This window comes from Streptomyces ficellus (assembly GCF_030406405.1).
Taxonomy (GTDB): Bacteria; Actinomycetota; Actinomycetes; order Streptomycetales; family Streptomycetaceae; genus Streptomyces; species Streptomyces ficellus_B.
This window is the reverse complement of the sequence record NZ_JAUEPL010000014.1, coordinates 45919-72229: the sequence shown is the minus strand read 5'-3', so window position 1 is coordinate 72229 and position 26311 is coordinate 45919. Positions and strand designations below refer to the sequence as shown.

Here is a 26311-nt window from a genome sequence, read left to right as displayed (position 1 = left end):
GCCTACGACCGGCGCCCCGTCAGCGTCCCGACGCCCCACCACGATCCGGACAGCCCGTCACGGTCCCGGAGCGCCGCCCCGGATCACGCCTTCGCCCGGTACGCCCGCATGGCCGTCGGGTAGAACACCAGGGCTATGCCCGCCGCCCAGACCAGCGACCACAGCAGCGGCCGCCCCACCTCGCCGCCCAGCAGCAGACCGCGGAAGGCGTCCGACAGCTGCGTCACCGGGTTCACGTCCACCCAGGCCTGGAGCCAGCCGGGCATCGTGTCGACCACGACGAACGCGCTGGAGGTGAACGTGAGGGGGAAGATCAGGGTGAAGCCGAAGACCTGCACCTTCTCCGCGTCGCCCGCCAGCATCCCGACGAGCACCGCGCACCACGACACGGCGGCCGCGAAGACGATGAGCAGCAGCGCGCCGACCAGGAACCCGCCCAGGCCGCCGGTGACGCGGAAGCCCAGCGCCAGGCCGAGGCCGATCATCAGCAGCATCGCCCACAGGTGCTTGGCCAGGTCGGCGGTGATCCGGCCGATCAGCGGCGCCGACCGGGCTATCGGCAGGCTCCGCAGCCGGTCGAACACCCCCTTGGTGAGGTCGGTGTTGAGGGCCATCGCCGTGTAGATGGTCATGAAGAGCGTGTTCTGGACGATGATCCCGGGCAGCGCGTACTTCAGGTACGCCTCGGGCGACCCGGCCATCTGCCCGCCCAGTACATACGTGAAGAGGAACACGAACATGATGGGCGTGATGCTGTAGTCGACCAGCTCCAGCGGGTTGTGCTTGACGGCCACCAGGCTGCGCCACGCCATGGTGGCGGTCTGCCGCAGGCCCGCGCCCGGCCGTACCCGGCCGCTCGCGGTCAGGGGCGTACCGATCGTCGTGGCGGTCATGCCGAGCTCACCACCTTCTCGATGTCGCTGTCGTCCGGCTCGGGCGCCGCGTCGTCCTCCCGGCCGGTTTCCGGTTCGGCGCGGTGCCCGGTCAGCGCCAGGAACACCTCGTCCAGGGACGAGCGGCGCAGGGCCAGCTCGCCGATCGCTATCCCGGCCCCGTCGAGCCGCCGTACGACGGCGGGCATCAGCTCCGGGTCGTTCACCGGCGCGGTGATCACGTCACCCTCGATCTGCGTCTGCCGGCCGGCCGCCTGCGCCACCAGGGCGTGGGCCTCCGCCAGGTCACCGGGCCGTACCGTCCGCAGTTGCAGCACCTGGCCGCCCACCTGGGACTTCAGCTCGTCGGGCGTGCCCTCGGCGATGACCCGGCCCTTGTCGATCACCACGATGTCGTCGGCGAGCGTGTCGGCCTCGTTCAGGTACTGCGTGGTGAGCAGGGCGGTCACGCCCTCGGCGACCAGGCCGCGCAGCATGTCCCACAGCTCACCGCGGCTGCGCGGGTCCAGGCCGGTCGTCGGCTCGTCGAGGAACAGGATCCGGGGCCGCCCGATCAGGCTGGCCGCCAGATCCAGCCTGCGCCGCATCCCGCCCGAGTACGTCTTCACCGCGCGCCCCGCCGCGTCGGTCAGCCCGAACCGCTCCAGCAGCTCCGCCGCCCGCGCCCTGGCCTCGCGGCGCGGTATGCCCAGCAGCCGCCCGATCAGCAGCAGGTTCTCCGTGCCCGTGAGGTTCTCGTCCACCGCCGCGTACTGCCCGGTCAGCCCCACCAGGGAGCGCACCAAACCCGCCTCCCGCACCACGTCGTGGCCCGCGACCATCGCCCGGCCCGCGTCCGGCTGGAGCAGCGTGGCGAAGATCCGTACCGCGGTGGTCTTGCCGGCCCCGTTGGGCCCCAGCAGCCCCAGCACCGTCCCGGTGCGGGCGGCCAAGTCCACCCCGTCCAGCGCCCGGGTCTCCTTGAACCGTTTGACCAGGCCTTCCGCCTGGATCGCGTACGTCATGGGACTCGTCCCCTCGGCTCGGCTCGTACCGCGCGAACGCCGCGGCCCCGGCGCCCACCCTTCCCACAACTGTGACGCACGCCACTGACATTCCGGTCCGGGCCGGCCCATGACCGGCACCGCGACCGTGACCGACCACACGCCCCACACCGCCCCCGCACGACCGACAATGGCCTGTGTGATCACTTCGCCGCCACGAAGCGCCGCCGCCGCCCACCGCCGCGCGGAGGCCACGCCGTACGTCGACCTCACCCGGGAGGAGTGGAGCGCGCTGCGGGACAAGACCCCGCTGCCCCTCACCGCCGACGAGGTCGAACGGCTCCGCGGTCTCGGCGACGTCATCGACCTCGACGAGGTCCGCGACATCTACCTCCCGCTCTCCCGCCTCCTCAACCTCTACGTCGGCGCCACCGCCAACCTGCGCGGCGCGCTGAACACCTTCCTCGGCGACGTCGGCGAGCGGAGCTCCCAGCGCGGCACCCCGTTCGTCATAGGGGTCGCCGGCTCGGTCGCGGTCGGCAAGTCCACCGTCGCCCGTCTCCTCCAGGCGCTGCTCGCCCGCTGGCCGGAACACCCGCGCGTCGAACTGGTCACCACCGATGGGTTCCTGCTGCCGATGAAGGAGCTCAAGGAGCGGGGCCTGATGTCGCGCAAGGGCTTCCCCGAGTCGTACGACCGGCGCGCGCTGACCCGGTTCGTCGCCGACATCAAGGCCGGGAAGGACGAGGTCACCGCGCCCGTCTACTCCCACCTCATCTACGACATCGTCCCCGGCAGGCAGCTCACGGTCCGCCGCCCGGACATCCTGATCGTCGAGGGCCTCAACGTCCTCCAGCCCGCGCTGCCCGGCAAGGACGGCCGCACCCGCGTCGGCCTGGCCGACTACTTCGACTTCTCCGTGTACGTCGACGCGCGCCCGGAGGACATCGAGGCCTGGTACCTGAATCGTTTCCGCAAGCTGCGCGCGACCGCCTTCCAGAACCCCTCCTCGTACTTCCAGAAGTACACCCAGGTCAGCGAGGAGGAGGCACTCGACTACGCCCGTACGATGTGGCGGACGATCAACAAGGTGAATCTGCTGGAGAACGTCGCGCCGACCCGCGGACGTGCCACCCTCGTCGTACGCAAGGGCCCGGACCACAAGGTCCAGCGCCTCTCGCTGCGCAAACTCTGAGCGCACTTTCGAAGGGGGACCCCGACCCGTGCTGCACCTGCGCCTGATCGTCCCGGCCGACCGCACCGACGAGGTGGTCCGCACGATCGAGAAGACGGTCGGCACGACCCATGTCGCCGTCATCCCCGGCGCGGCCCGCGACCCGGCCGGTGACCTGGTCCTGTGCGACGTGGCCCGGGAGGCGGGCGACGAGCTGCTCTCCGACCTGTGCGCTCTCGGCATCGACAGGTCAGGCTCGATCGCCGTCGAGGACATCACCCTGTCGCTCTCCGAGCACGCGGCGAAGGCGGAGCGCGACGCGCCGGGTGAGGGCCAGGACGCGGTGCTGTGGGAGCAGCTCCAGGAGGCCACGCACGAGGAGTCGACGCTCAGCGTCACCTATGTGGCGTTCCTGACGCTGGCCACGATGATCGCGGCCTGCGGTGTGGTGCTGGACAACGCCATCCTGATCGTGGGCGCCATGGCGGTGGGGCCGGAGTTCGGTCCGCTGGCCGGCATCTGTACGGCGCTGGTGCAGCGGCGGCCGCGCCTGGCCGTACGGTCGCTGGTCGCCCTCGTCGTGGGCTTCGCGGCGGCCATCGCGCTGACGGTGCTGTTCAGCCTGGCCATGGACGCCGCCGGCCAGTTCAGTCCCACCATGCTGCACGGCGACCGCCCCAACACCGGGTTCATCTACGCCCCGGACTGGTTCTCGTTCGTCGTCGGCCTGCTCGCGGGCGCGGCCGGCACGCTGTCGCTCACCTCCGCGAAGTCCGGTGCCCTGGTCGGGGTGGCCATCTCGGTCACCACCGTCCCGGCGGCGGCCAACGCGGCCGTGGCCCTCGGCTACGGAGACCTGGGCCAGACGAAGGGCTCCGTCGAGCAACTGCTGCTGAACCTGCTGGCGATCGTGCTGGCCGGGACGCTGACGCTGCTGACGCAGAAGTTCTTCTGGGCGCGGCAGCGCCGCCGTACGCAGCACGCCTGACCGTACGTACGCGAAAGGGGCGCCCCACCGGCAACCGGTGGGGCGCCCCTTCACGTCAGTGGTCAGCCCAGCGCGGCCTTCACGACGTCCGCGAGCTCGCCCGCGACCGCGCGCGCCTGCTCGATGTCCGCGGCCTCGACCATCACCCGCACCAGCGGCTCCGTGCCCGAGGGACGCAGCAGTACGCGACCGGTGGTGCCCAGCCGGCGCTCGGCGTCCGCGACGGCGGTGCCCAGCTCGGCGGAGGTCTTCACCCGCGACTTGTCGACGTCCTTGACGTTGATGAGCACCTGCGGCAGCCGCTCCATGACCCGGGCCAGCTCGGCCAGCGGCCGCCCGGTGGCCGCGACGCGCGCCGCCAGCAGCAGACCGGTCAGGGTGCCGTCACCGGTGGTGGCGTGGTCGAGGACGATGACGTGCCCGGACTGCTCGCCGCCGAGCGCGTACCCGTGCTCCTTCATCGACTCCAGTACGTACCGGTCACCGACGGCCGTCTGGACCAGCTGGACGCCCTCGCGCTCCATGGCGAGCTTGAAGCCCAGGTTGGACATGACGGTGGCGACGACCGTGTCGCCGCGCAGCGTCCCGGCTTCCCGCATGGCGAGCGCGAGGACGGCGAGGATCTGGTCCCCGTCGACCTCGGCACCGGTGTGGTCCACGGCCAGGCACCGGTCGGCGTCCCCGTCGTGCGCGATACCCAGGTCCGCGCCGTGTTCGAGGACGGCGGCCTTCAGCATCTCCAGGTGTGTGGAGCCGCAGCCGTCGTTGATGTTGAGCCCGTCCGGGGTGGCGCCGATGGTGATGACCTCGGCCCCGGCCTGCTGGAACGCGGCGGGTGACACGCCGGACGCGGCGCCGTGCGCCTCGTCGAGGACGATCTTCAGCCCGTCGAGCCGGTTCGGCAGGACGCTCAGCAGGTGCGCCACGTACTGGTCGAAGCCCTCGTGGTAGTCGGCCACCCGGCCGACCCCGGCGCCGGTCGGCCGGTCCCACGGCTCACCGGTGCGGTGCTGGTCGTACAGCGCCTCGATACGGTCCTCCAGCTCGTCGGCCAGCTTGTGGCCGCCGCGCGCGAAGAACTTGATGCCGTTGTCGGGCATGGCGTTGTGGCTCGCGGAGAGCATCACGCCCAGGTCGGCGCCGAGCGCACCGGTGAGGTACGCGACGGCGGGCGTGGGGAGCACGCCCACCCGCATGACGTCCACGCCCGCGCTGGCGAGACCGGCCACGACGGCGGCCTCCAGGAACTCTCCCGACGCACGCGGGTCCCGCCCGACCACGGCGGTCGGCCGATGCCCTTCGAAGGTCCCCGCCTCGGCGAGCACATGCGCCGCCGCGACCGACAGGCCGAGCGCCAGCTCCGCCGTCAGATCCGCGTTGGCGACACCGCGCACACCGTCCGTGCCGAAGAGTCGTCCCACAGTTGTCCTCCGAATTACTCCGAGAAAGCGAGGTGAAGAGTGAAGAAAGACGGACGCCCCGGCAGCACGAGAGGTGCCGCCGGGGCGTACGTACGAAGCAGACCGAGCAGGCGGATTAGCGCTTGCTGTACTGCGGGGCCTTGCGGGCCTTCTTCAGACCGGCCTTCTTGCGCTCGACGGCACGGTCGTCGCGGCTCAGGAAGCCGGCCTTCTTCAGCGGGCCGCGGTTGTTGTCCACGTCCGCCTCGTTCAGCGCGCGGGCCACGCCGAGGCGCAGGGCGCCGGCCTGGCCGGAGACGCCGCCACCCGAGATGCGGGCGATGACGTCGTAGCGGTTGTCGAGTTCGAGCACCTTGAAGGGCTCGTTGACTTCCTGCTGGTGCACCTTGTTCGGGAAGTAGTCCTCAAGGGTGCGACCGTTGATCTTCCACTTGCCGGTGCCCGGAACGATCCGGACGCGGGCAATGGCGTTCTTGCGGCGGCCCAGGCCGGCGGCCGGCTGCGGGTCGCCGAAGCGGGACGCCATCGACTCGGAGGTGTACTCGCCCTCGACGGGGGTCTCGGACTCGAAGGTGGTGACCTCGGCGTAGGTCTCCTCGCCCTCGATGGGGTTCTCAACAGTGGTCTCGGCCACGATGCTCCTCAGATTCTTTTCGTCTTAGGGGGTGGCCGGACTTACTGCGCGACCTGGGTGATCTCGAACGGGACCGGCTGCTGAGCAGCGTGCGGGTGGTTCTCGCCCGCGTAGACCTTCAGCTTCGAGAGCATCTGACGGCCGAGGGTGTTCTTCGGGAGCATGCCCTTGACGGCCTTCTCCACGGCCTTCTCGGGGCTCTTGGCGAGCAGCTCGTCGTAGCGGACGGAACGCAGACCACCCGGGTAGCCGGAGTGGCGGTAGGCCATCTTCTGGGTCCGCTTGTTGCCGGACAGATGCACCTTGTCGGCGTTGATGATGATGACGAAGTCACCAGCGTCGACGTGCGGCGCATAGATCGGCTTGTGCTTGCCCCGCAGAAGGGTGGCGGCGGTGGTCGCCAGACGGCCCAGGACGATGTCCTGCGCGTCGATGATGTGCCACTGGCGCGTCACATCGCCGGGCTTGGGGCTATACGTACGCACGGTCGTTGCCTTCGCTTCTTCAGTGATGGGGTCTCCCCAGGACCGCTAGGGCCGAGGGGAAGGGTCCGGACAGGCCACCCGGACGATCACGACAGCCTTGACGGCACGTCGGGGACGCAACCCGAGTGCCAGTCGCTGGTCATCGGCCCGGTGGACCGGCGTAACGGCCTCTCACGTGAGAACGAGCAAGCCAATACGCATAACGAACCAGAAGAATACGCCGCGTGCCCCGGATGGGTCAAAACAGCGCGCGGCACCGTCGCCCTCGGGCCTCCCCCGAGAGCGCGCCGGGCGCCTTCCGCCAGGGGGCGGAGCAGGGGAAACGCTCCTACCGCGCCCTCCCCCGTAGCCCTTCGGGCACGGGAGGTACCCTCACCACCCGGCGCTCGTCCCACACGGGCTCCGGCGTCTCCCGGACGACCCCGTCGGAGCCGAACACCAGGTACCGGTCGAAGGAGCGGGCGAACCAGCGGTCGTGCGTGACGGCCAGCACCGTCCCCTCGTACGCCTCCAGCCCCACCTGGAGGGCCTCCGCCGACTCCAGGTCCAGGTTGTCCGTCGGCTCGTCCAGCAGCAGCGCGGTGGTGCCCGCCAGCTCGAGCAGCAGGATCTGGAACCGGGCCTGCTGCCCGCCCGACAGCCGGTCGAAGACCTGGTCGCCCTGCCGCTCCAGCTCGTAGCGCCGCAGCGCGGACATCGCCGCGCCCCGGTCCTTGGCGTGCTCGGTCCACAGGATGTCGACGAGCGTGCGTCCGAGCAGCTCGGGATGGGCGTGGGTCTGGGCGAAGTGCCCGGGCACCACCCGCGCGCCCAGCTTCCACGTGCCCGTGTGAGCCACGTCCTCCCCCGCCAGGAGCCGCAGGAAGTGGGACTTCCCCGACCCGTTCGACCCGAGGACCGCCACCCGCTCCCCGTAGAACACCTCCAGCGAGAACGGCTTCATCAGCCCCGTCAGCTCGAGCGAGGCGCAGGTCACCGCCCGCACCCCGGTCCGCCCGCCCCTCAGCCGCATCCGGATGTCCTGCTCACGCGGCGGCTCCGGCGGCGGTCCCGCCTCCTCGAACTTCCGCAGCCGCGTCTGGGCCGCCGCGTACCGCGACGCCATCTCATGGCTGACCGCCGCCGCCTGCCGCAGATTGATCACCAGCCGTTTGAGCTGGGCGTGCTTCTCCTCCCAGCGCCGCTTCAGCTCCTCGAACCGGGCGAACCGCTCCCGGCGCGCCTCGTGGAACGTGTCGAAGCCGCCCCCGTGCACCCACACGTCCGACCCGGCCGGCCCGGGCTCCACGGCGACGATCTTCTGCGCGGCCCGCGCCAGCAGCTCCCGGTCGTGTGAGACGAACAACACGGTCTTACGGGTCTCCCCGAGCCGCTGCTCCAGCCACCGCTTGCCGGGGACGTCCAGATAGTTGTCCGGCTCGTCGAGGAGCAGGACCTCCTCCGGGCCGCGCAGCAGCGCCTCCAGCACCAGCCGCTTCTGCTCGCCACCGCTGAGCGTCCGTACCTCCCGGAACCGCGCCGTGTCGTACGGCACGCCCAGCGCGGCCGTGGTGCACATGTCCCAGCCGGTCTCGGCCTCGTACCCCCGTACCTCCGCCCAGTCGCTCAGCGCCTGCGCGTACGCCATCTGCGCGGCCTCGTCGTCCACCGTGAGGATCAGGTGCTCGGCGGCGTCCACCGCGGCCGCCGCCTGCCGGATCGGGGCCGGTGCGACCGACACCAGCAGGTCCCGCACGGAGCGCTCGTCGCGCACCGACCCGACGAACTGCGGCATCACCCCCAGCCCGCCCGAGACGGTGACCGTGCCGCCGTGCGGCTGGAGCTCCCCCGCGATCAGCCGGAGCAGCGTCGTCTTACCGGCCCCGTTCGCGCCCACGAGCGCCACGACCGCGCCCTCGCCCACCCGGAACGACACGTCACCGAGCAGCACGCGCCCGTCCGGCAGGTAGTACTCCAGATGCGCGACCTCTACATGACCCATGGGGTGCATTGTCACCGCGATCCCGGCCCTTCCCCAACCGGTTTAGGATGCGCGGCATGAGCTTTGGGGGACCCCCGTGGCAGCACGAGCCACACCAGCAGCCGTACGCGTCCGAGACCCCGGACTGGAGCGCCCTCGCCGAGGCGGCCGCCGCCCGTACCCGCCGTAAGCGCTGGCTGGTGATCGGCGGCGCGGCGCTCGCCACGGCCGCCGTGGGCACGGTGATCGCGGTCGCGATCGTTTCCGCCAACGGGGGCGCCGACAGCACCACCGCCTCGGACAAGACCAGCACCGCCCCCGAGCTGCCGACGGACACCTCCAAGCCCCAGCCGTCGTTCTCGTCGGTCGCGCCCCCGCCGCCGCCGAACCCGATGGACTTCATCTCCAGTGCCGAGAAGGACACGGCCCCCCTCAGCGCCGAATCCCTCTTCCCCGGCAAGAGGCTCACCATGGGCGACCGCGTCTACCGCAAGGGCGCCACCGCCTCCACCACCGACTGCGCGGCGGTCACCCAGGGCGGCCTCGGCGCGGTGCTGGCCAAGCACGGCTGCGAGCGGCTGATCCGGGCCACGTACGAGAGGGACGGCGTCGCCATCACCGTCGGCGTGGCGGTGTTCGGCACCCAGGCCGCGGCGGTCGGCGCGAAGGAGGAGTCCAGCGGCGGCATCGCCCCGCTCGCCGGTTCCGGCGTCGGCGACTTCTGCCGCGCCAACACGGTCTGCCTGCGCCGCGCCAACTCCCTGGGCCGGTACGCCTACTTCACCCAGGCGGGCTACACCAGCGGGAAGAAGGTGACCAAGGCCGACGGGAGTGTCTTCAAGACCAGCGACGACCTCGGCACGTTCGCCTTCAACCAGATCTACGCCCGCGGCCGCCTCCAGGCGTCAGCAGCAGCCGCCGCGCCCGCTCAGTGACCGCTTGTTGCGGGCCTCCAGGTTCCTGGCGGCCAGCAGCGTGTCGGCCGGGTAGCCGACTTCCTCCAGGGTGAGCCCGTGCGGCCGTACGACATGGACGGCCGAGTCCCGCACGCCCGCCGCGAGCACCTTGCCCGGCCAGTCCACCGGCCGGTGCCCGTCCCCGACGAACAGCAGCGCGCCCACCAGCGAGCGCACCATGTTGTGGCAGAAGGCGTCCGCGCGCACGGTCGCCTCCAGCACCCCGCCGGGCAGCCGCTCCCACCGCAGCTCCTGGAGCGTACGGATGGTCGTCGCCCCGTCCCGCCGCTTGCAGTACGCCGCGAAGTCGTGCTCGCCCACCAGTCGCTCGGCGGCCGCGTTCATGGCGTCCACGTCCAGCGGCCAGTCGTGCCACAGCACGTGCCCGCGCAGCAGCGGGTCGACGCCACCGGGGTTGTCGGTGACCCGGTACGCGTACCGCCGCCAGATCGCCGAGAACCGCGCGTTGAACCCCGGCGGGGCCTCCTCGACCCGCCAGATCCGCACGTCGTGCGCGAGGCGCCCGGCCAGCCGCCGCAGCAGCTTGTCCCGGTGCTCGGCCCACAGGGCCTGCGGCAGGTCGACGTGCGCGACCTGCCCGCGCGCGTGGACGCCCGCGTCGGTCCGCCCGGCCACGGTCAGCTCGTACGTCTCGGACGACCGCGTCACCGTACGCAGCGCGTCCTCGATCTCGCCCTGCACGGTCCGCTGCCCGCCCGCCTGCTTGGCCCAGCCGTGGAAGTCCTTGCCGTCGTACGACAGGTCCAGCCGCACCCGTACGAAGCCGGGCTTCACCTCATCGCTCACGCGACAGATCCTCTCAGAGCAGTACAACGCGGAACGGGCCCGCCCCCGTGAGGGAGCGGACCCGTCCGTCAGCCTTCAGAAGCCTCCAGAGCCTTCAGAACGCGGTTCAGGCGTCCTTGGACTCGTCGGCCTTGGCCTCGTCAGCCTTGGCCTCCGCCTCGTCGGCCTTCGCCTCGTCGGCCTTGGCGTTGGCCTCATCGGCCTCCTTGACCGCGCGCTTGGTCGCGGCCTCGGCCTCGGCGACGGTCGCCTTCTTGGCGATCTCACCCTCGACCAGCTCGATCACAGCCATCGGGGCGTTGTCGCCACGACGGTTGCCGATCTTGGTGATGCGGGTGTAACCACCGGGGCGCTCGGCGTAGCGCGGGGCGATCTCGGTGAAGAGCGTGTGGACGATGCCCTTGTCCGTGATCGTCTGCAGCACCAGGCGACGGTTGTGGATGTCGCCCTTCTTCGCCTTGGTGATCAGGCGCTCGGCGACCGGACGCAGGCGGCGGGCCTTGGCCTCGGTCGTGGTGATGCGGCCGTGCTCGAACAGCGACTTCGCGAGGTTCGCGAGAAGCAGCTTCTCGTGCGCGGCGCTGCCGCCCAGACGGGCACCCTTGGCGGGCTTCGGCATGGTGTTTCTCCTTGTGATCTGCACCGGCCGTATCAGGTACCGGTGTCAGGGCCCCGCAGGCGGACGCCTACGGGCAGTGATCAGTACTGCTCGGTCTCGACGAAACCGGCGTCCGCGTCGTCGTCGGCGCCGAAGGCGTCGGCGGCGGCGGTCGGGTCGAATCCGGGCGGGCTGTCCTTGAGGGCCAGGCCCATGCCGGCCAGCTTCGCCTTGACCTCGTCGATCGACTTCGCACCGAAGTTGCGGATGTCGAGCAGGTCGGCCTCGGAGCGCGCCACGAGCTCACCCACGGAGTGGATGCCCTCGCGCTTGAGGCAGTTGTACGAACGAACGGTGAGCTCCAGCTCCTCGATCGGCAGGGCCAGATCGGCGGCCAGCGCGGCATCGGTCGGGGACGGGCCCATGTCGATGCCCTCGGCGTCGATGTTGAGCTCGCGCGCCAGACCGAACAGCTCGACCAGGGTCTTACCGGCCGACGCCATGGCGTCACGCGGACGCATGGCCTGCTTGGTCTCGACGTCGACGATCAGCTTGTCGAAGTCGGTGCGCTGCTCGACACGCGTCGCCTCGACCTTGTACGTGACCTTGAGGACCGGCGAGTAGATCGAGTCGACCGGGATGCGGCCGATCTCCTGACCCACCTGCTTGTTCTGCACGGCGGAGACGTAGCCGCGACCGCGCTCGACGGTCAGCTCCATCTCCAGCTTGCCCTTGCCGTTCAGCGTGGCGAGCACCAGGTCGGGGTTGTGCACCTCGACACCGGCCGGCGGGGCGATGTCGGCCGCGGTGACCAGACCGGGGCCCTGCTTGCGCAGGTACATCACGACCGGCTCGTCGTGCTCGCTCGACACGACCAGCTGCTTGATGTTGAGGATGAGGTCGGTGACGTCTTCCTTGACGCCCGGCACGGTGGTGAACTCGTGCAGGACACCGTCGATGCGGATGGACGTGACCGCCGCACCCGGGATCGAGGAGAGAAGAGTCCGGCGAAGCGAGTTGCCGAGCGTGTAGCCGAAGCCCGGCTCCAGGGGCTCGATGACGAACCGCGAGCGGTACTCGTCAACGACCTCTTCGGTCAGCGAGGGGCGCTGAGCGATAAGCATGGTGTGTTTCCTTCAGTCGTGGACGCCCGCTATTTGACGTCCTCGGACACCGGGCGGCAGCCCGATGCTGTTACTCAGCAAGGGTACGGGCGGCACGCCCCCGAAGAGCCGTACCGCCCGGAACCTCACAAGACAAGCAGCCGTGCGTCAGACGCGGCGGCGCTTGGGCGGGCGGCAGCCATTGTGGGGCGTGGGGGTGACGTCCTGGATGGAGCCGACCTCAAGACCGGTGGCCTGGAGCGAACGGATCGCCGTCTCACGACCCGAGCCCGGGCCCTTGACGAAGACGTCGACCTTGCGCATGCCGTGCTCCTGCGCGCGGCGGGCGGCCGACTCGGCGGCCATCTGCGCGGCGAAGGGGGTGGACTTGCGCGAGCCCTTGAAGCCGACGTGGCCGGCGGAGGCCCAGGAGATCACGTTGCCCGAGGGGTCGGTGATCGAGACGATGGTGTTGTTGAACGTGCTCTTGATGTGCGCGTGGCCGTGAGCGACGTTCTTCTTTTCCTTGCGGCGCACCTTCTTGGCAGCGCCCTGACGACCCTTGGGGGGCATGTCTTAACTCCTACGGGAGGTGGTCGGTCCTACAGCGAAGACCGTGGACAGTCGTCCGCTGCGGACTACTTCTTGCCCGGCTTCTTCTTGCCGGCGATGGCGCGACGCGGGCCCTTGCGGGTACGAGCGTTCGTGCTGGTGCGCTGACCGCGGACCGGCAGGCCACGACGGTGACGCAGACCCTGGTACGTGCCGATCTCGACCTTGCGGCGGATGTCGGCCTGGATCTCGCGACGGAGGTCACCCTCGGTCTTGATGTTGTTGTCCACGTACTCGCGGATCTTGACCAGGTCCTCCTCGGACAGGTCACGAACGCGGGTGTTCGGGTTCACACCGGTGGAGGCGAGGGTCTCCTTCGCCAGGGTGCGGCCGATGCCGAAGACGTAGGTGAGTGCGACCTCCACGCGCTTGTCGCGCGGGATGTCAACACCGGAAACGCGTGCCATTCAATGGCTCCTGTGTGATCGGGGGTCTTCCGCAGTGCCGTTCCCGGCCGCCGTACGAGGTACGTTCCGGGTCCCCGGCCCCCGCCGGAGGTACCGCCAGCCCATGGGGCCCGGCGGGCACTGCGTATGTACGGATTGCTCGCGTCGCGCGAAGAACTGCGAGGTGCAGGTCGGCGTGCGTCAGCCCTGGCGCTGCTTGTGGCGCAGGTTGTCGCAGATGACCATGACCCGGCCGTGGCGGCGGATCACCTTGCACTTGTCGCAGATCTTCTTGACGCTCGGCTTGACCTTCATGGGATGTGAGGTTCTCCGGGTCAGTGCCACCGCCCCACAGGTGGGGCGCGACAAGATCTACTTGTATCGGTAGACGATCCGCCCACGCGTCAGGTCGTACGGAGACAGCTCCACGACGACCCTGTCGTCCGGGAGGATACGGATGTAGTGCATCCGCATCTTGCCGGAGATGTGCGCGAGGACTTTGTGACCGTTCTGGAGCTCTACCTTGAACATGGCGTTCGGCAGGGACTCGATCACGGTGCCCTCAATTTCGATGGCACCTTGCTTCTTGGCCACGCTTCGCCCTTCGAATCGGCTACCTTGATCGACTCTCGCCCCCGTATGAGGACACACGGGTACACGAGAGCCGACGCATCAGTCTACGCCAGCCCCTCGGAAAAGACGAATCCGAAGAGCTTGCCCACTCCACTAGATCCTTACCCCAGCGGATCCGGCGCCGCCGTGATCCCGAGCTCGGCGAGCTTGGCCTTGCCGCCGTCCGGCGCCGTCAGGACCAGCGGGCCCTGCTCGGTCAGGGCGACCGAGTGCTCCCAGTGCGAGGACCACGTACCGTCCGTCGTGATGACGGTCCACTCGTCCTCCAGGACCTCCGTCAGTGGCGTACCCAGCGAGACCATCGGCTCGATCGCCAGGCAGAAGCCGGGCACCAGCTTCGGCCCCTTGCCGCGCTTGCGCGAGACGTAGTTCAGCAGGTGCGGGTCCATGTGCATCTCGGTACCGATGCCGTGGCCGCCGTACTCCTCGATGATCCCGTACTTGCCGCCGCCCGGCTTCGGCTGGCGGCGGATGTAGGTCTCGATGGCCCGCGAGATGTCCACCAGCCGGTTGCCGTTCCTCATCGCGGCGATGCCGTGCCACATCGACTCCTCGGTCACCCGGGAGAGCTCGATCAGCTCCGGGGCGTGCCCCGACCCCACGAACGCCGTGTACGCCGCGTCCCCGTGCCAGCCGTCCACGACCGCGCCGCAGTCGATGGAGATGACGTCGCCGTCGTTGAGGACGACCTCATCGCTGGGGATGCCGTGAACGACGACCTCGTTCACGGAGGTGCAGATGGTCGCGGGGAACCCCCCGTACCCCAGGAAGTTCGACTTCGCGCCGTGCTCGGCGAGCACCTTCCGCGCGACCTCGTCGAGGTCCTTCGTCGTGGCCCCGGGCACGGCCGCCTCGCGCGTCGCCGCGTGGATGGCGGCGACGACCAGCCCCGCCTCGCGCATCTTCGCGATCTGCTCGGGAGTCTTGATCTGCACCATGCCGGCTGACGCCTTTCCAAACGAACGACAAAGAAGACAAAGAGAGAACGGGGCGACCCCGCACACCCCACCACGATACGGCCGTACGACATCGGCCGCGGCGCCCACCGAAGGGCACCGCGGCCGAGACACGCCACAACAGGGAGAACTACGCGGCTCTCTCGCCCCGCAGCGCTTCCATCGCCCGCTCGGTCACGTCACTGACCTTGCCGAGCGCGGAGATGGTGACCACCAGGCCCTGGCCCTTGTAGTGGTCGATGATCGGCTCGGTCTGCGTGTGGTAGACCTCCAGCCGCTTGCGCACGGTCTCCTCGGAGTCGTCCTCGCGCTGGTACAGCTCGCCGCCGCAGATGTCGCAGACACCCTCGGTCTTCGGCTTCGAGTACGTCACGTGGAAGACGTGCGCGCTGTCGTTGCGGCAGATGCGGCGGCCCGCGATCCGCTTGACGACCTCGTCCTCGGGAACCTCCAGGTCCAGCACCGCGTCCAGCTGCATGCCCTCGGCCTCCAGCATGGCGTCCAGCGCCTCCGCCTGGGCCACATTGCGCGGGAAACCGTCCAGCAGGAAGCCGCGCTCGGCGTCCGGCTGCTCCATGCGGTCCTTGGCCATGCCGATGGTGACCTCGTCGGGTACGAGGTTGCCCGCGTCCATGTACGCCTTGGCCTGCTTGCCCAGCTCCGTGCCCTGGCTGATGTTGGCGCGGAACAGGTCACCCGTGGAGATGTGCGGAATCGACAGGTTCTTGGCGAGGAACGCGGCCTGCGTTCCCTTGCCGGCACCGGGCGGTCCGACGAGGACGATTCGCATCAGCGGAGGAACCCTTCGTAATTGCGCTGCTGGAGCTGGCTCTCGATCTGCTTCACGGTCTCCAGACCCACACCCACGATGATCAGGATGCTCGTCCCGCCGAACGGGAAGTTCTGGTTCGCACCACCGAAGCCCGCCAACGCCATCGTCGGCACAAGAGCGATCAGACCCAGATACAGCGAGCCCGGCCAAGTGATCCGGTTGAGCACGTAGCTCAAGTACTCAGCAGTAGGTCGACCAGCCCGGATACCCGGGATGAAGCCACCATACTTCTTCATGTTGTCCGCGACTTCCTCGGGGTTGAACGAGATCGCCACGTAGAAGAAGGCGAAGAACACGATCAACAGGAAGTACACGGTGATGTAGTACGGGTGGTCACCCTTCACGAAGTGCGCTTCGATCCAGGTCTTCCAGCCTGCGGTGGAGCTCGAGAACTGCGCGATCAACGCCGGGATGTAGAGCAGCGACGAGGCGAAGATGACGGGAATCACACCCGCCTGGTTCACCTTGAGCGGGATGTACGTGGACGTACCGCCGTACGACCTGCGGCCGATCATGCGCTTCGCGTACTGCACCGGGATGCGGCGCTGGGCCTGCTCGACGAAGACGACGAGGCCGACCATCACGAAGCCGATCAGGATGACCGTGCCGAACTCGATCCAGCCCCCGGCGAGGTTGCCGCTCTCCTTGATGGCCCACAGCGCGCCCGGGAAGCCGGCCGCGATCGAGATGAACATCAGGATCGACATGCCGTTGCCGATGCCGCGGTCGGTGATGAGCTCACCGAGCCACATCACGAGCGCCGTACCCGCGGTCATGGTGATGACCATGACGACGGTGACGAAGATCGACTGGTCGGGCACGACCTGGTCCGCGACGCGGCAGCCGCTGAACAGCGCGCCGGTGCGGGCGGTGGCCACGAGACCGGTGCCCTGGAGGATCGCCAGGGCGACCGTGAGGTACCGGGTGTACTGGGTGATCTTCGCCTGGCCGGCCTGCCCCTCCTTCTTGAGGGCTTCCAGCCGCGGGATGACCACGGTCAGCAACTGCAGGATGATGCTCGCCGTGATGTACGGCATGATGCCGAGCGCGAAGATCGTGACCTGTAGCAGCGCCCCGCCACTGAACATGTTCACGAGGCCGAACAGGCTGTTGTTGCCCTGCTTGGCCTGGTCCACACACGCCTGCACCGCCTCGTAGCTGACACCGGGAACGGGGATGTGGGCCCCCAGCCGGTACAGCACGATGATGCCGAGCGTGAAGAGCAGCTTCTTGCGCAGGTCGGGCGTCTTGAACGCCCGGGCGAACGCGGTGAGCACGGTGCCTCCTGCGACCCCCGCGCTATGCGTCAGAGGTGACGGTCTTGAGGATCGACGAATACGTATAAGTCAAGTGGTCAGTCAAAGACCGCGTGGCAGCCCTTGGGGCGGACCGCGCGGCGCAGGGGCGCAAGCCCCCATTACAGCAACACAGTGCACGCCACCTTACCGGCGCACGTGCCCCCCTTGGAACGACCAACCGGGGATGCCCCTTTTGAGAGGCATCCCCGGTCGGATGTTCAAGCCATCAAGTCGTCTCAGACGAGCTCGGTGACGGTGCCGCCGGCGGCGGCGATCTTCTCCTTGGCGGAGCCGGAGACGGCGTCAACCGAAACCTGCAGCGCCACGGAGATCTCGCCCTGGCCCAGGACCTTGACGAGGCTGTTCTTGCGCACCGCGCCCTTGGCGACCAGGTCGGCCACCGTGACCTCGCCACCCTCGGGGTAGAGCGAGGCGAGCTTGTCCAGGTTCACGACCTGGTACTCGGTGCGGAACGGGTTCTTGAAGCCCTTCAGCTTCGGAAGACGCATGTGGAGGGGCATCTGCCCGCCCTCGAAGCGCTCCGGAACCTGGTAGCGGGCCTTGGTGCCCTTGGTACCACGACCAGCCGTCTTACCCTTCGACGCCTCACCACGACCCACACGGGTCTTGGCGGTCTTGGCGCCCGGGGCGGGACGGAGGTTGTGGACCTTCAGCGGGTTCTGCTCCGCCATGTCAGTCGACCTCCTCGACCGTCACGAGGTGGCGGACGGTGTGCACCATGCCGCGGAACTCGGGGCGGTCCTCCTTGACGACCACATCGCCCAGGCGCTTGAGGCCCAGGGAACGAAGGGTGTCGCGGTGGTTCTGCTTGCTGCCGATGTACGACTTCGTCTGCGTGACCTTGAGGCGAGCCATTACGCACCCGCCCCCGCACGCGCACGGAGAAGAGCCGCGGGGGCGACGTCCTCGAGGGGCAGACCGCGGCGGGCCGCGATCTCCTCGGGACGCTGCAGGCCCTTGAGGGCCGCCACGGTCGCGTGCACGATGTTGATCGCGTTCGAGGAACCGAGCGACTTCGACAGGATGTCGTGGACGCCCGCGCACTCCAGCACGGCACGCACCGGGCCACCGGCGATAACGCCGGTACCGGGGGACGCCGGCTTGAGCATGACGACGCCCGCCGCCTTCTCACCCTGGATCGGGTGCGGGATGGTGCCCTGGATACGGGGAACCTTGAAGAAGTGCTTCTTGGCCTCCTCCACACCCTTGGCGATGGCGGCCGGCACCTCCTTGGCCTTGCCGTAACCGACACCCACGGTGCCGTCACCGTCGCCCACCACGACCAGCGCGGTGAAGCTGAAGCGACGACCACCCTTCACAACCTTGGCGACGCGGTTGATCGCGACAACGCGCTCAACGTACGCGGTCTTCTCGGCGGCAGCAGCGCCGCCGTCACGGCCCTTCCGGTCCCGCCGCTCGCCGCCACCGGCACCGCTTCCGCGGCGCTGGGGTCCAGCCATTGGACTTTCCTTCCTAGTCTTCCTACGTGCGGAACCGGCTCAGAACTTCAGGCCGGCTTCACGGGCGGCGTCCGCCAGGGCGGCGATGCGCCCGGCGTACTGGTTGCCGCCACGGTCGAACACGACAGCCTCGATGCCGGCGGCCTTGGCACGCTCGGCCACGAGCTGGCCGACCTGCTTCGCCTTCGCCGACTTGTCGCCTTCGCCGCCGCGGATGGACGCGTCCAGGGTGGACGCCGACGCGAGCGTGTGGCCCGCGATGTCGTCGATGACCTGAGCGGTGATCCCGCGGTTGGAGCGCGTGACGACCAGGCGCGGACGCTCGGTCGTACCCGCGATCTTCTTGCGGATGCGGATGTGGCGACGCTTCAGAGCAGCGCCCTTGTAGGCCTTGCCCTTGGCAATCTTCACGCCGTATGCCATGGCTTACTTACCAGCCTTTCCGACCTTGCGGCGGATGACCTCACCCGCGTACTTCACGCCCTTGGCCTTGTAGGGGTCGGGCTTGCGAAGCTTGCGGATGTTAGCGGCGACCTCGCCGACCTTCTGCTTGTCGATGCCCTCGACCGAGAACTTGGTCGGAGACTCGACCTTGAAGGAGATGCCCTCGGGCGCCTCCACCAGGATCGGGTGGCTGTAACCGAGCTGGAACTCCAGGTTGGAGCCCTTCGCGGCGACGCGGTAACCGACACCGCTGATCTCGAGCGCCTTCGTGTACCCCTGGGTCACACCGGTGATCATGTTGGCCACCAGCGTGCGGGACAGGCCGTGGAGGGCCTTGTTCTGACGCTCGTCGTTGGGACGCGTGACGTTGAGAACGCCGTCCTCGCCCTTAACGATCTCGATCGGCGCGGCGACGGTGTGGCTCAGGGTTCCCTTGGAACCCTTGACCGTGACCGTGCGGCCCTCGATGGTGACGTCCACGCCGGCGGGAACCGTGATGGGGAGCTTGCCAATACGCGACATTAGCTTTTCCTCCGTTCCCGACTACCAGACGTAGGCGAGGACTTCCCCACCCACGCCCTTCTTCTGCGCCTGCTGGCCGGTCAGGAGGCCGTGGGACGTGGAGATGATCGCCACGCCCAGACCGCCGAGGACCTTCGGCAGGTTGGTGGACTTCGCGTAAACCCGCAGACCGGGCTTCGAGATCCGCTTGATGCCCGCGATGGAGCGCTCACGGTTCGGACCGAACTTCAGCTCGAGGACGAGGTTCTTGCCAACCTCGGCGTCCTCGACCCGCCAGCCCGTGATGAAGCCCTCCTGCTGGAGGATTTCCGCGATGTGGGACTTGATCTTGCTGTGCGGCATCGTCACGGTGTCGTGGTACGCCGAGTTCGCGTTACGCAGACGCGTGAGCATGTCTGCGATCGGATCAGTCATGGTCATGAATTGGCCTTCGGCCTCTCTCGCCGGGGTTTCCTGTATGCGCCATCCCTCTCCCCACTCATGGGCGGGACGGGTGCGGTGCGGGGACCTACGGCGTAGTAAGTCGTACGGGCGACAGGCGCCCAACCCCACAAGCCTACGACATGTGGGGAAGGGCTCCTGCCGACCAGATGCTTACCGAGAGATCCGGGTAGCCCCTACGCCCAAAGGGCAGTAGGTGCTTACCAGGAGCTCTTGGTCACGCCCGGCAGCTCGCCACGGTGAGCCATCTCACGAAGGCACACGCGGCACAGGCCGAACTTGCGGTAGACGGAGTGCGGACGACCGCAGCGCTGGCAGCGGGTGTACGCGCGCACGCCGAACTTGGGCTTGCGGGCAGCCTTCGCGATGAGAGCCTTCTTCGCCATCTCGCTTACGCCTCCTTGAAGGGGAAGCCGAGGTGACGGAGGAGCGCGCGGCCCTCTTCGTCGTTGGTCGCCGTGGTCACCACGGTGATGTCCATACCCCGGACACGGTCGATCTTGTCCTGGTCGATCTCGTGGAACATGACCTGCTCCGTGAGACCGAAGGTGTAGTTGCCACGGCCGTCGAACTGCTTGGGGGACAGGCCGCGGAAGTCGCGGATGCGCGGGAGCGCCAGCGACAGGGTGCGGTCCAGGAACTCCCACATGCGGTCGCCACGGAGCGTGACGTGGGCACCGATCGGCTGACCCTCACGCAGCTTGAACTGCGCGATGGACTTGCGGGCCTTGGTGACGGCCGGCTTCTGACCGGTGATCGTGGTGAGGTCCTTGATGGCACCCTCGATCAGCTTGGAGTCGCGGGCGGCGTCGCCCACACCCATGTTGACCACGATCTTGACGAGGCCGGGAACCTGCATGACGTTCTCGTACGAGAACTCCTCACGCAGCTTGCCCGCGATCTCCTCGCGGTACTTCGTCTTCAGACGCGGAGTGGTGGTGGTAGCCATCAGATGTCCTCACCCGTCCGCTTGGCAACGCGGATCTTGTTGCCCTCGTCGTCGAAGCGGTAACCGACGCGGGTCACGACCTTCTTGCCGTCCTTCTCCACGACGAGCTGAACGTTGCTCACGTGAATCGGGGCCTCGGTGGTGACGATGCCGCCGGTCTGCGACCCACGAGCGGTCTGGCCGGCCTTCGTGTGCTTCTTGACCCGGTTGACACCCTCGACCAGGACGCGGTCCTCGCGGGGGAAGGCCGCGATGACCTTGCCCTGCTTGCCCTTGTCCTTGCCGGTGATGACCTGTACCAGGTCGCCCTTCTTGATCTTCATGCTTACAGCACCTCCGGCGCGAGCGAGATGATCTTCATGAACTTCTTCTCGCGCAGCTCACGGCCCACGGGGCCGAAGATACGGGTGCCGCGAGGGTCGCCGTCGTTCTTCAGAATGACGGCGGCGTTCTCGTCGAAGCGGATGTACGAGCCGTCCTGGCGGCGGCGCTCCTTGACGGTGCGAACGATGACCGCCTTGACGACGTCACCCTTCTTCACGTTGCCACCGGGGATCGCATCCTTGACGGTGGCGACGATGACGTCACCGATGCCCGCGTAGCGGCGACCGGAACCACCGAGAACACGGATGCAAAGGATCTCCTTGGCACCAGTGTTGTCGGCGACACGCAGTCGCGACTCCTGCTGGATCACGTCTATCTCCTGATTGTCTGCCGGTTCCCGGTGGGGGCCGTCCTCCTCAGAGGTGCGGCACCCCACCGAGCCTGGCGGAACGAACTCGAAGGGTTACCCCTTCAAGCGATTACTTGGCCTTCTCGAGGATCTCGACGACGCGCCAGCGCTTGGTCGCGGACAGCGGCCGGGTCTCCATGAGGAGGACACGGTCGCCGACACCCGCGGCGTTCTGCTCGTCGTGCGCCTTGAGCTTGTTGGTACGGCGGATGACCTTGCCGTACAGCGCGTGCTTGACGCGGTCCTCGACGGCGACGACGACGGTCTTGTCCATCTTGTCGCTGACGACCAGACCCTCACGGGTCTTGCGGAATCCGCGCGCGGTCTTCTCTTCAGTCACGTTGTTCTCGCTCATCAGGCGCTCTCCACCGTCTCGATGCCCAGCTCGCGCTCACGCATCAGGGTGTAGATCCGGGCGATGTCCTTACGGACGGACTTGAGCCGACCGTGGTTCTCGAGCTGCCCGGTCGCCGCCTGGAAACGGAGGTTGAACAGCTCTTCCTTGGCCTCGCGGAGCTTGGCAACAAGCTCCTCGTTGCCCAGCTCGCGCAGCTCGGACGCCTTGGTACCGGCCGACATCACGCTTCACCTGCCTCGCGCTTGACGATCCGGCACTTCATCGGCAGCTTGTGGGCCGCGCGAGTCAGAGCCTCACGTGCGATCTTCTCGTTCGGGTAGGACAGCTCGAACATGACCCGGCCCGGGTGCACGTTCGCGACCCACCACTCGGGGGAACCCTTACCGGAACCCATGCGGGTCTCGGCGGGCTTCTTGGTCAGCGGGCGGTCCGGGTAGATGTTGATCCAGACCTTGCCGCCACGCTTGATGTGGCGGGTCATCGCGATACGGGCCGCCTCGATCTGGCGGTTGGTCACGTACGCCGGAGTCATGGCCTGGATGCCGTACTCGCCGAACGCAACCGTCGTACCGCCCTTGGCCATACCACGGCGCTTCGGGTGGTGCTGCTTGCGGTGCTTGACCCTACGGGGGATCAGCATGTCGGTCAGGCCTCCGTTCCGGTGCTCTCAGCCGGAGCGGCGGCAGCGGCGTCGGCCTTGGGGGCCTCGGCAGCGGTACCAGCCTGCTGCGGCTTGCGACCGCGACCGCCACGCTCGCCACCGCGGCCACCACGGGCCGGGCGGTCGGTGCCGCCACGGGCCGGGCGGTTGCCGGCGCGGGCAGCAGCGTTCTCGGCGCGGACCTCGGCGATGTTCTTGACGTCGCCCTTGTAGATCCAGACCTTCACGCCGATGCGGCCGAAGGTCGTCTTGGCCTCGAAGAAGCCGTACTCGACGTTCGCGCGGAGCGTGTGCAGCGGCACACGGCCCTCGCGGTAGAACTCCGAGCGGGACATCTCGGCGCCGCCGAGACGGCCACCACACTGGATCTTGATGCCCTTGGCGCCCGCCTTCATCGCCGACTGCATGCTCTTACGCATGGCGCGGCGGAAGGAGACGCGGGAGGACAGCTGCTCGGCAACGGCCTGGGCCACGAGCTGAGCGTCGACCTCGGGGTTCTTGACCTCGAGGATGTTCAGCTGGACCTGCTTGCCGGTGAGCTTCTCGAGGTCGCCGCGGATGCGGTCGGCCTCGGCGCCACGGCGGCCGATGACGATGCCGGGACGCGCGGTGTGGATGTCCACCCGCACGCGGTCACGGGTGCGCTCGATCTCCACCTTCGAGATGCCGGCGCGCTCCATGCCGGACGTCATCATCCGACGGATGGCGACGTCTTCCTTGACGTAGTCCTTGTACAGCTTGTCGGCGTACCAACGCGACTTGAAGTCGGTGGTGATGCCGAGCCGGAACCCGTGCGGGTTTACCTTCTGGCCCATTACCGGGTTCCTTCCTTGCTGCTGACGACCACGGTGATGTGGCTGGTCCGCTTGCGGATCCGGTAGGCACGGCCCTGAGCACGCGGACGGAACCGCTTCAGGGTCGGGCCCTCGTCGACGTACGCCTCGCTGATGAACAGCGACGAGGCGTCCGTGTGGTCGTAGTTGTGCGCGGCGTTGGCAATGGCGCTGTCCAGCACCTTGCCCACCGGCACGCTTGCGGCCTGCGGAGCGAAACGCAGGACCGCCTGAGCCTCCGTGGCGTCCATGCCACGGATGAGGTCCACCACGCGGCGGGCCTTCATGGGCGTGACGCGGATGTACCGCGCCTGGGCCCTGGCTTCCATGGTTGTCCCTTCGGTGTAAGTCATAGTCGTTTCCACCCCGCGGTTAGCGGCGCTTCGACTTCCGGTCGTCCTTGACGTGGCCGCGGAAGGTGCGAGTCGGCGAGAACTCGCCGAGCTTGTGGCCGACCATCGACTCGGTGACGAACACCGGGATGTGGGTCTTGCCGTTGTGCACCGCGATCGTGTGGCCCAGCATGGCCGGGACGATCATCGAGCGACGGGACCAGGTCTTGATGACGTTCTTGGTGCCTGCTTCGTTCTGGGCGTCCACCTTCTTGATCAGGTGGTCGTCGACGAAGGGCCCCTTCTTGAGACTGCGCGGCATCTAAACCCGCTCCTAGCGCTTCTTGTTCGTCTTGCGGCGGCGGACGATGTACTTGTTGCTCGCCTTCTTGGGAGAACGAGTACGACCCTCCTTCTGACCCCAGGGGGAGACCGGGTGGCGACCACCGGAGGTCTTGCCCTCACCACCACCGTGCGGGTGGTCAACCGGGTTCATCGCCACACCGCGGACGGTCGGGCGAACGCCCAGCCAGCGCTTACGGCCGGCCTTGCCCCAGTTGATGTTCGACTGCTCGGCGTTGCCGACCTCGCCGATGGTGGCGCGGCAGCGGACGTCGACCAGGCGGATCTCACCGGACGGCATGCGCAGGTGGGCCATCTGGCCCTCCTTCGCGAGCAGCTGCACGGAGGCACCCGCGGAGCGGGCGAACTTGGCACCGCCACCGGGACGGAGCTCGATCGCGTGGATCGTGGTACCGACCGGGATGTTGCGGAGTGCCAGGTTGTTGCCCGGCTTGATGTCGGCGCCGGGGCCGTTCTCGACCCGGTCGCCCTGGTTCAGGCCGCGCGGGGCGATGATGTAGCGCTTCTCGCCGTCCACGTAGTGGAGCAGCGCGATGCGCGCGGTGCGGTTGGGGTCGTACTCGATGTGAGCGACCTTGGCCGGCACGCCATCCTTGTCGTGACGACGGAAGTCGATCACGCGGTAGGCACGCTTGTGGCCACCGCCCTGGTGACGGACGGTCACACGACCGGTGTTGTTACGGCCGCCCTTGCTGTGCAGGGGGCGGACCAGCGACTTCTCCGGCGTGGACCGCGTGATCTCGACAAAGTCGGCGACGCTGGAGCCACGACGGCCCGGAGTCGTCGGCTTGTACTTGCGGATACCCATTTCTCAGTCCTCGTCCGATATTCGGACCAGGGCGCTCCGTTAGGAGGCCTGGCCGAAGATGTCGATACGGTTGCCCTCAGCAAGGGTCACGATGGCGCGCTTGGTGTTGGCGCGCTTACCGAAACCGGTGCGGGTGCGCTTGCGCTTGCCCTGGCGGTTGATCGTGTTGACCCCGGTGACCTTGACCGAGAAGACCGCCTCGACGGCCTGCTTGATCTGCGTCTTGTTGGCGCGCGGGTCGACGACGAACGTGTACTTGTTCTCGTCCAGCAGGGCGTAGCTCTTCTCGGAGACAACCGGCTTGACGAGAATGTCGCGCGGGTCCGTGAAGGTCTTGCTGGTGATCTCGGCCATCAGGCCTCGCTCCCTTCGGTCTCGGTGTTGGCCTTGGGGCCGGACACGAAGGACTCGAAGGCGGCCTTGGTGAAGACCACGTCGTCGGAGACGAGCACGTCGTACGTGTTCAGCTGGCCCGGCTCCAGGATGTGCACCTGGGGCAGGTTGCGGGCGGAGAGCCACGCGGCCTCGTCGCTGCGCTCGGCGATCAGGAGCAGGTTCTTGCGCTCCGAGATCTTGCCGAACAGCGTCTTCGCGGCCTTGGTGGAGACCTCGCCCTCGACCACGCCGGAGACGACGTGGATACGGGAGTGACGCGCCCGGTCCGAGAGGGCACCGCGCAGGGCGGCGGCCTTCATCTTCTTCGGGGTGCGCTGCGAGTAGTCACGCGGCACGGGGCCGTGGACGACGCCACCGCCGGCGAACTGCGGAGCGCGGGTCGAGCCCTGACGGGCGCGGCCGGTGCCCTTCTGGCGGTACGGCTTCTTGCCGCCACCGCGGACTTCGCCACGGGTCTTGGTCTTGTGCGTGCCCTGACGGGCAGCGGCCAGCTGTGCGACGACGACCTGGTGGATCAGCGGAACGCTGGTCTTCGCGTCGAAGATCTCCGCGGGGAGCTCGACGGTCCCGGCCTTGTCGCCAGCCGGCGAAAGGATGTCAATGGTGCTCATCGTTACCTCAGGCCCCCTTGGCCGCGGTACGGACCAGGACGAGGCCGCCGTTCGGACCGGGAACCGCGCCCTTGATGAGCAGCAGGCCCTTCTCCGCGTCAACGGCGTGGACGGTCAGGTTCTGGGTGGTGACCCGCTCGTTGCCCATACGGCCCGCCATGCGGAGGCCCTTGAACACACGGCCCGGGGTGGCGCAGCCACCGATGGAACCGGGCGAGCGGTGCTTGCGCTGGGTACCGTGTCCGGCGCCCAGACCACGGAAGTTGTGGCGCTTCATGACACCGGCGAAGCCCTTGCCCTTGCTCTTGCCGGTGACGTCGACCTTGACGCCGGCCTCGAAGACCTCAGCGGTGATCTCCTGGCCGAGCGTGTACTCGGAGGCGTCAGCGGTGCGGAGCTCCACCAGGTGGCGGCGCGGGGTGACGTCGGCCTTGGCGAAGTGACCCTTGAGGGGCTTGTTCACCTTGCGCGGGTCGATCTCGCCGAAGGCGATCTGGACCGACTCGTAGCCGTCAGTGTCGTTGGTGCGGACCTGGGTGACGACGCAGGGCCCGGCCTTGACGACGGTCACCGGGACGACCCGGTTGTTCTCGTCCCAGACCTGGGTCATGCCGAGCTTCTCGCCCAGGACGCCCTTAATGTTCTTAGCCATCTCGCGCG

General features: G+C 68.3%; 39 protein-coding genes. 3 read left to right on the top strand and 36 right to left on the bottom strand.

The features are described 5' to 3' along the window. Positions 1 to 83 precede the first annotated feature (83 nt). A complete protein-coding gene (locus tag QWM81_RS12370; RefSeq protein WP_290111873.1) occupies positions 84 to 893 on the bottom strand; it encodes an ABC transporter permease in 810 nt (269 codons plus the stop codon). Further along, positions 890 to 1897, bottom strand: a complete 1008-nt coding sequence (locus QWM81_RS12365) for an ATP-binding cassette domain-containing protein (RefSeq protein ID WP_290111872.1) — start codon at positions 1895 to 1897, stop codon at positions 890 to 892. The genes QWM81_RS12370 and QWM81_RS12365 overlap by 4 nt, the downstream gene beginning before the upstream one ends. Positions 1898 to 2066: 169 nt before the next feature. On the opposite strand from QWM81_RS12365, the gene coaA reads away from it, so the two are divergent. Together coaA and QWM81_RS12355 are read left to right on the top strand one after the other, a co-directional pair. Then, positions 2067 to 3071: a type I pantothenate kinase gene (coaA, locus tag QWM81_RS12360; RefSeq protein ID WP_435372359.1), complete on the top strand. Its 1005-nt coding sequence runs from the start codon at positions 2067 to 2069 to the stop codon at positions 3069 to 3071. A gap of 28 nt (positions 3072 to 3099) precedes the next feature. Continuing rightward, positions 3100 to 4038, top strand: coding sequence for a DUF389 domain-containing protein (locus tag QWM81_RS12355; protein WP_290111870.1), 939 nt, complete (start codon positions 3100 to 3102; stop codon positions 4036 to 4038). 62 nt (positions 4039 to 4100) lie between these two features. On the opposite strand, the gene glmM is transcribed toward QWM81_RS12355, so the two are convergent. From glmM to QWM81_RS12335, 4 genes are all read right to left on the bottom strand, one after another. Next, entirely contained in the window at positions 4101 to 5459 is a 1359-nt protein-coding gene (glmM, locus tag QWM81_RS12350) for a phosphoglucosamine mutase (RefSeq protein WP_290111869.1), read from the bottom strand. A gap of 115 nt (positions 5460 to 5574) precedes the next feature. Continuing rightward, positions 5575 to 6093 carry a 30S ribosomal protein S9 gene (rpsI, locus tag QWM81_RS12345; protein WP_290111868.1) on the bottom strand — a complete coding sequence of 173 codons (519 nt, stop codon included), beginning with the start codon at positions 6091 to 6093 and terminating at the stop codon, positions 5575 to 5577. Positions 6094 to 6134: 41 nt separating this feature from the next. Then, positions 6135 to 6578: a 50S ribosomal protein L13 gene (gene rplM / locus QWM81_RS12340; RefSeq protein WP_290111867.1), complete on the bottom strand. Its 444-nt coding sequence runs from the start codon at positions 6576 to 6578 to the stop codon at positions 6135 to 6137. 328 nt (positions 6579 to 6906) lie between these two features. Continuing rightward, entirely contained in the window at positions 6907 to 8559 is a 1653-nt protein-coding gene (locus QWM81_RS12335; RefSeq protein WP_290111866.1) for an ABC-F family ATP-binding cassette domain-containing protein, read from the bottom strand. Between the two features lie 56 nt (positions 8560 to 8615). Here QWM81_RS12335 and QWM81_RS12330 point away from each other — a divergent pair, with 56 nt between their 5' ends. Beyond that, positions 8616 to 9473 (top strand): hypothetical protein, encoded by an 858-nt coding sequence (locus QWM81_RS12330; protein WP_290111865.1) that lies wholly within the window; start codon positions 8616 to 8618, stop codon positions 9471 to 9473. Here QWM81_RS12330 and truA read toward each other — a convergent pair. From truA to rplC, 30 genes are all read right to left on the bottom strand, one after another. Beyond that, entirely contained in the window at positions 9444 to 10301 is an 858-nt protein-coding gene (truA, locus tag QWM81_RS12325; protein WP_290111864.1) for a tRNA pseudouridine(38-40) synthase TruA, read from the bottom strand. The two genes, QWM81_RS12330 and truA, sit on opposite strands and share 30 nt — an antisense overlap. Before the next feature lie 106 nt (positions 10302 to 10407). Further along, on the bottom strand, positions 10408 to 10920 hold the full coding sequence (rplQ, locus tag QWM81_RS12320; protein ID WP_290111863.1) for a 50S ribosomal protein L17: 513 nt from the start codon (positions 10918 to 10920) through the stop codon (positions 10408 to 10410). An 80-nt stretch (positions 10921 to 11000) separates the two neighbouring features. Further along, positions 11001 to 12023 carry a DNA-directed RNA polymerase subunit alpha gene (locus QWM81_RS12315; RefSeq protein ID WP_003956430.1) on the bottom strand — a complete coding sequence of 341 codons (1023 nt, stop codon included), beginning with the start codon at positions 12021 to 12023 and terminating at the stop codon, positions 11001 to 11003. 147 nt (positions 12024 to 12170) lie between these two features. Further along, positions 12171 to 12575, bottom strand: a complete 405-nt coding sequence (rpsK, locus tag QWM81_RS12310) for a 30S ribosomal protein S11 (RefSeq protein ID WP_003956432.1) — start codon at positions 12573 to 12575, stop codon at positions 12171 to 12173. 65 nt (positions 12576 to 12640) lie between these two features. Next, positions 12641 to 13021, bottom strand: a complete 381-nt coding sequence (rpsM, locus tag QWM81_RS12305; RefSeq protein ID WP_290111862.1) for a 30S ribosomal protein S13 — start codon at positions 13019 to 13021, stop codon at positions 12641 to 12643. Between the two features lie 180 nt (positions 13022 to 13201). Then, positions 13202 to 13315, bottom strand: coding sequence for a 50S ribosomal protein L36 (gene rpmJ / locus QWM81_RS12300; RefSeq protein ID WP_003956441.1), 114 nt, complete (start codon positions 13313 to 13315; stop codon positions 13202 to 13204). 57 nt (positions 13316 to 13372) lie between these two features. Further along, a complete protein-coding gene (gene infA, locus QWM81_RS12295; RefSeq protein ID WP_003956442.1) occupies positions 13373 to 13594 on the bottom strand; it encodes a translation initiation factor IF-1 in 222 nt (73 codons plus the stop codon). A gap of 140 nt (positions 13595 to 13734) precedes the next feature. Further along, the gene (gene map / locus QWM81_RS12290) at positions 13735 to 14571 is read right to left on the bottom strand and encodes a type I methionyl aminopeptidase (RefSeq protein WP_290111861.1); all 837 of its coding nucleotides are present in this window, start codon (positions 14569 to 14571) and stop codon (positions 13735 to 13737) included. A gap of 148 nt (positions 14572 to 14719) precedes the next feature. Next, on the bottom strand, positions 14720 to 15379 hold the full coding sequence (locus tag QWM81_RS12285; RefSeq protein ID WP_290111860.1) for an adenylate kinase: 660 nt from the start codon (positions 15377 to 15379) through the stop codon (positions 14720 to 14722). Continuing rightward, positions 15379 to 16698, bottom strand: a complete 1320-nt coding sequence (secY, locus tag QWM81_RS12280) for a preprotein translocase subunit SecY (protein ID WP_290111859.1) — start codon at positions 16696 to 16698, stop codon at positions 15379 to 15381. Before secY ends, QWM81_RS12285 begins: the two co-directional genes overlap by 1 nt. A gap of 257 nt (positions 16699 to 16955) precedes the next feature. Beyond that, positions 16956 to 17411 (bottom strand): 50S ribosomal protein L15, encoded by a 456-nt coding sequence (rplO, locus tag QWM81_RS12275; RefSeq protein WP_290111858.1) that lies wholly within the window; start codon positions 17409 to 17411, stop codon positions 16956 to 16958. 1 nt (position 17412) lies between these two features. After that, a complete protein-coding gene (rpmD, locus tag QWM81_RS12270; protein ID WP_041130781.1) occupies positions 17413 to 17595 on the bottom strand; it encodes a 50S ribosomal protein L30 in 183 nt (60 codons plus the stop codon). Beyond that, a complete protein-coding gene (gene rpsE, locus QWM81_RS12265; protein WP_290111857.1) occupies positions 17595 to 18200 on the bottom strand; it encodes a 30S ribosomal protein S5 in 606 nt (201 codons plus the stop codon). Before rpsE ends, rpmD begins: the two co-directional genes overlap by 1 nt. A 39-nt stretch (positions 18201 to 18239) precedes the next feature. After that, positions 18240 to 18623, bottom strand: coding sequence for a 50S ribosomal protein L18 (rplR, locus tag QWM81_RS12260; RefSeq protein WP_031076680.1), 384 nt, complete (start codon positions 18621 to 18623; stop codon positions 18240 to 18242). Positions 18624 to 18626: 3 nt separating this feature from the next. Next, positions 18627 to 19166 carry a 50S ribosomal protein L6 gene (gene rplF / locus QWM81_RS12255; RefSeq protein WP_064069946.1) on the bottom strand — a complete coding sequence of 180 codons (540 nt, stop codon included), beginning with the start codon at positions 19164 to 19166 and terminating at the stop codon, positions 18627 to 18629. A 21-nt stretch (positions 19167 to 19187) separates the two neighbouring features. Continuing rightward, complete coding sequence (gene rpsH / locus QWM81_RS12250; RefSeq protein ID WP_073753488.1) at positions 19188 to 19586, bottom strand: 30S ribosomal protein S8; 399 nt, start codon at positions 19584 to 19586, stop codon at positions 19188 to 19190. Positions 19587 to 19807: 221 nt separating this feature from the next. Beyond that, entirely contained in the window at positions 19808 to 19993 is a 186-nt protein-coding gene (locus QWM81_RS12245) for a type Z 30S ribosomal protein S14 (protein ID WP_003956452.1), read from the bottom strand. A 5-nt stretch (positions 19994 to 19998) separates the two neighbouring features. Then, entirely contained in the window at positions 19999 to 20556 is a 558-nt protein-coding gene (gene rplE, locus QWM81_RS12240) for a 50S ribosomal protein L5 (protein ID WP_073753487.1), read from the bottom strand. Next, positions 20556 to 20879, bottom strand: coding sequence for a 50S ribosomal protein L24 (gene rplX, locus QWM81_RS12235; protein WP_073753485.1), 324 nt, complete (start codon positions 20877 to 20879; stop codon positions 20556 to 20558). The genes rplE and rplX overlap by 1 nt, the downstream gene beginning before the upstream one ends. 2 nt (positions 20880 to 20881) lie before the next feature. After that, positions 20882 to 21250 (bottom strand): 50S ribosomal protein L14, encoded by a 369-nt coding sequence (rplN, locus tag QWM81_RS12230; protein WP_003956455.1) that lies wholly within the window; start codon positions 21248 to 21250, stop codon positions 20882 to 20884. A gap of 109 nt (positions 21251 to 21359) precedes the next feature. Further along, positions 21360 to 21644: a 30S ribosomal protein S17 gene (gene rpsQ, locus QWM81_RS12225; protein WP_290111856.1), complete on the bottom strand. Its 285-nt coding sequence runs from the start codon at positions 21642 to 21644 to the stop codon at positions 21360 to 21362. Continuing rightward, positions 21644 to 21868, bottom strand: a complete 225-nt coding sequence (gene rpmC, locus QWM81_RS12220) for a 50S ribosomal protein L29 (protein ID WP_031076670.1) — start codon at positions 21866 to 21868, stop codon at positions 21644 to 21646. The genes rpsQ and rpmC overlap by 1 nt, the downstream gene beginning before the upstream one ends. Next, a complete protein-coding gene (rplP, locus tag QWM81_RS12215; RefSeq protein ID WP_005313579.1) occupies positions 21868 to 22287 on the bottom strand; it encodes a 50S ribosomal protein L16 in 420 nt (139 codons plus the stop codon). Before rplP ends, rpmC begins: the two co-directional genes overlap by 1 nt. 5 nt (positions 22288 to 22292) lie before the next feature. Then, positions 22293 to 23123 (bottom strand): 30S ribosomal protein S3, encoded by an 831-nt coding sequence (gene rpsC / locus QWM81_RS12210; protein ID WP_290111855.1) that lies wholly within the window; start codon positions 23121 to 23123, stop codon positions 22293 to 22295. Next, a complete protein-coding gene (gene rplV / locus QWM81_RS12205; RefSeq protein ID WP_009327087.1) occupies positions 23123 to 23470 on the bottom strand; it encodes a 50S ribosomal protein L22 in 348 nt (115 codons plus the stop codon). The genes rpsC and rplV overlap by 1 nt, the downstream gene beginning before the upstream one ends. Before the next feature lie 43 nt (positions 23471 to 23513). Further along, positions 23514 to 23795 carry a 30S ribosomal protein S19 gene (gene rpsS, locus QWM81_RS12200; RefSeq protein WP_010036728.1) on the bottom strand — a complete coding sequence of 94 codons (282 nt, stop codon included), beginning with the start codon at positions 23793 to 23795 and terminating at the stop codon, positions 23514 to 23516. A gap of 12 nt (positions 23796 to 23807) precedes the next feature. After that, a complete protein-coding gene (gene rplB, locus QWM81_RS12195; RefSeq protein ID WP_018847502.1) occupies positions 23808 to 24644 on the bottom strand; it encodes a 50S ribosomal protein L2 in 837 nt (278 codons plus the stop codon). 39 nt (positions 24645 to 24683) lie between these two features. Further along, a complete protein-coding gene (rplW, locus tag QWM81_RS12190) occupies positions 24684 to 24998 on the bottom strand; it encodes a 50S ribosomal protein L23 (RefSeq protein ID WP_290111854.1) in 315 nt (104 codons plus the stop codon). Further along, positions 24998 to 25651: a 50S ribosomal protein L4 gene (gene rplD, locus QWM81_RS12185; RefSeq protein ID WP_290111853.1), complete on the bottom strand. Its 654-nt coding sequence runs from the start codon at positions 25649 to 25651 to the stop codon at positions 24998 to 25000. Before rplD ends, rplW begins: the two co-directional genes overlap by 1 nt. Positions 25652 to 25658: 7 nt before the next feature. After that, positions 25659 to 26303 (bottom strand): 50S ribosomal protein L3, encoded by a 645-nt coding sequence (gene rplC / locus QWM81_RS12180; protein ID WP_290111852.1) that lies wholly within the window; start codon positions 26301 to 26303, stop codon positions 25659 to 25661. Positions 26304 to 26311: the final 8 nt, after the last annotated feature.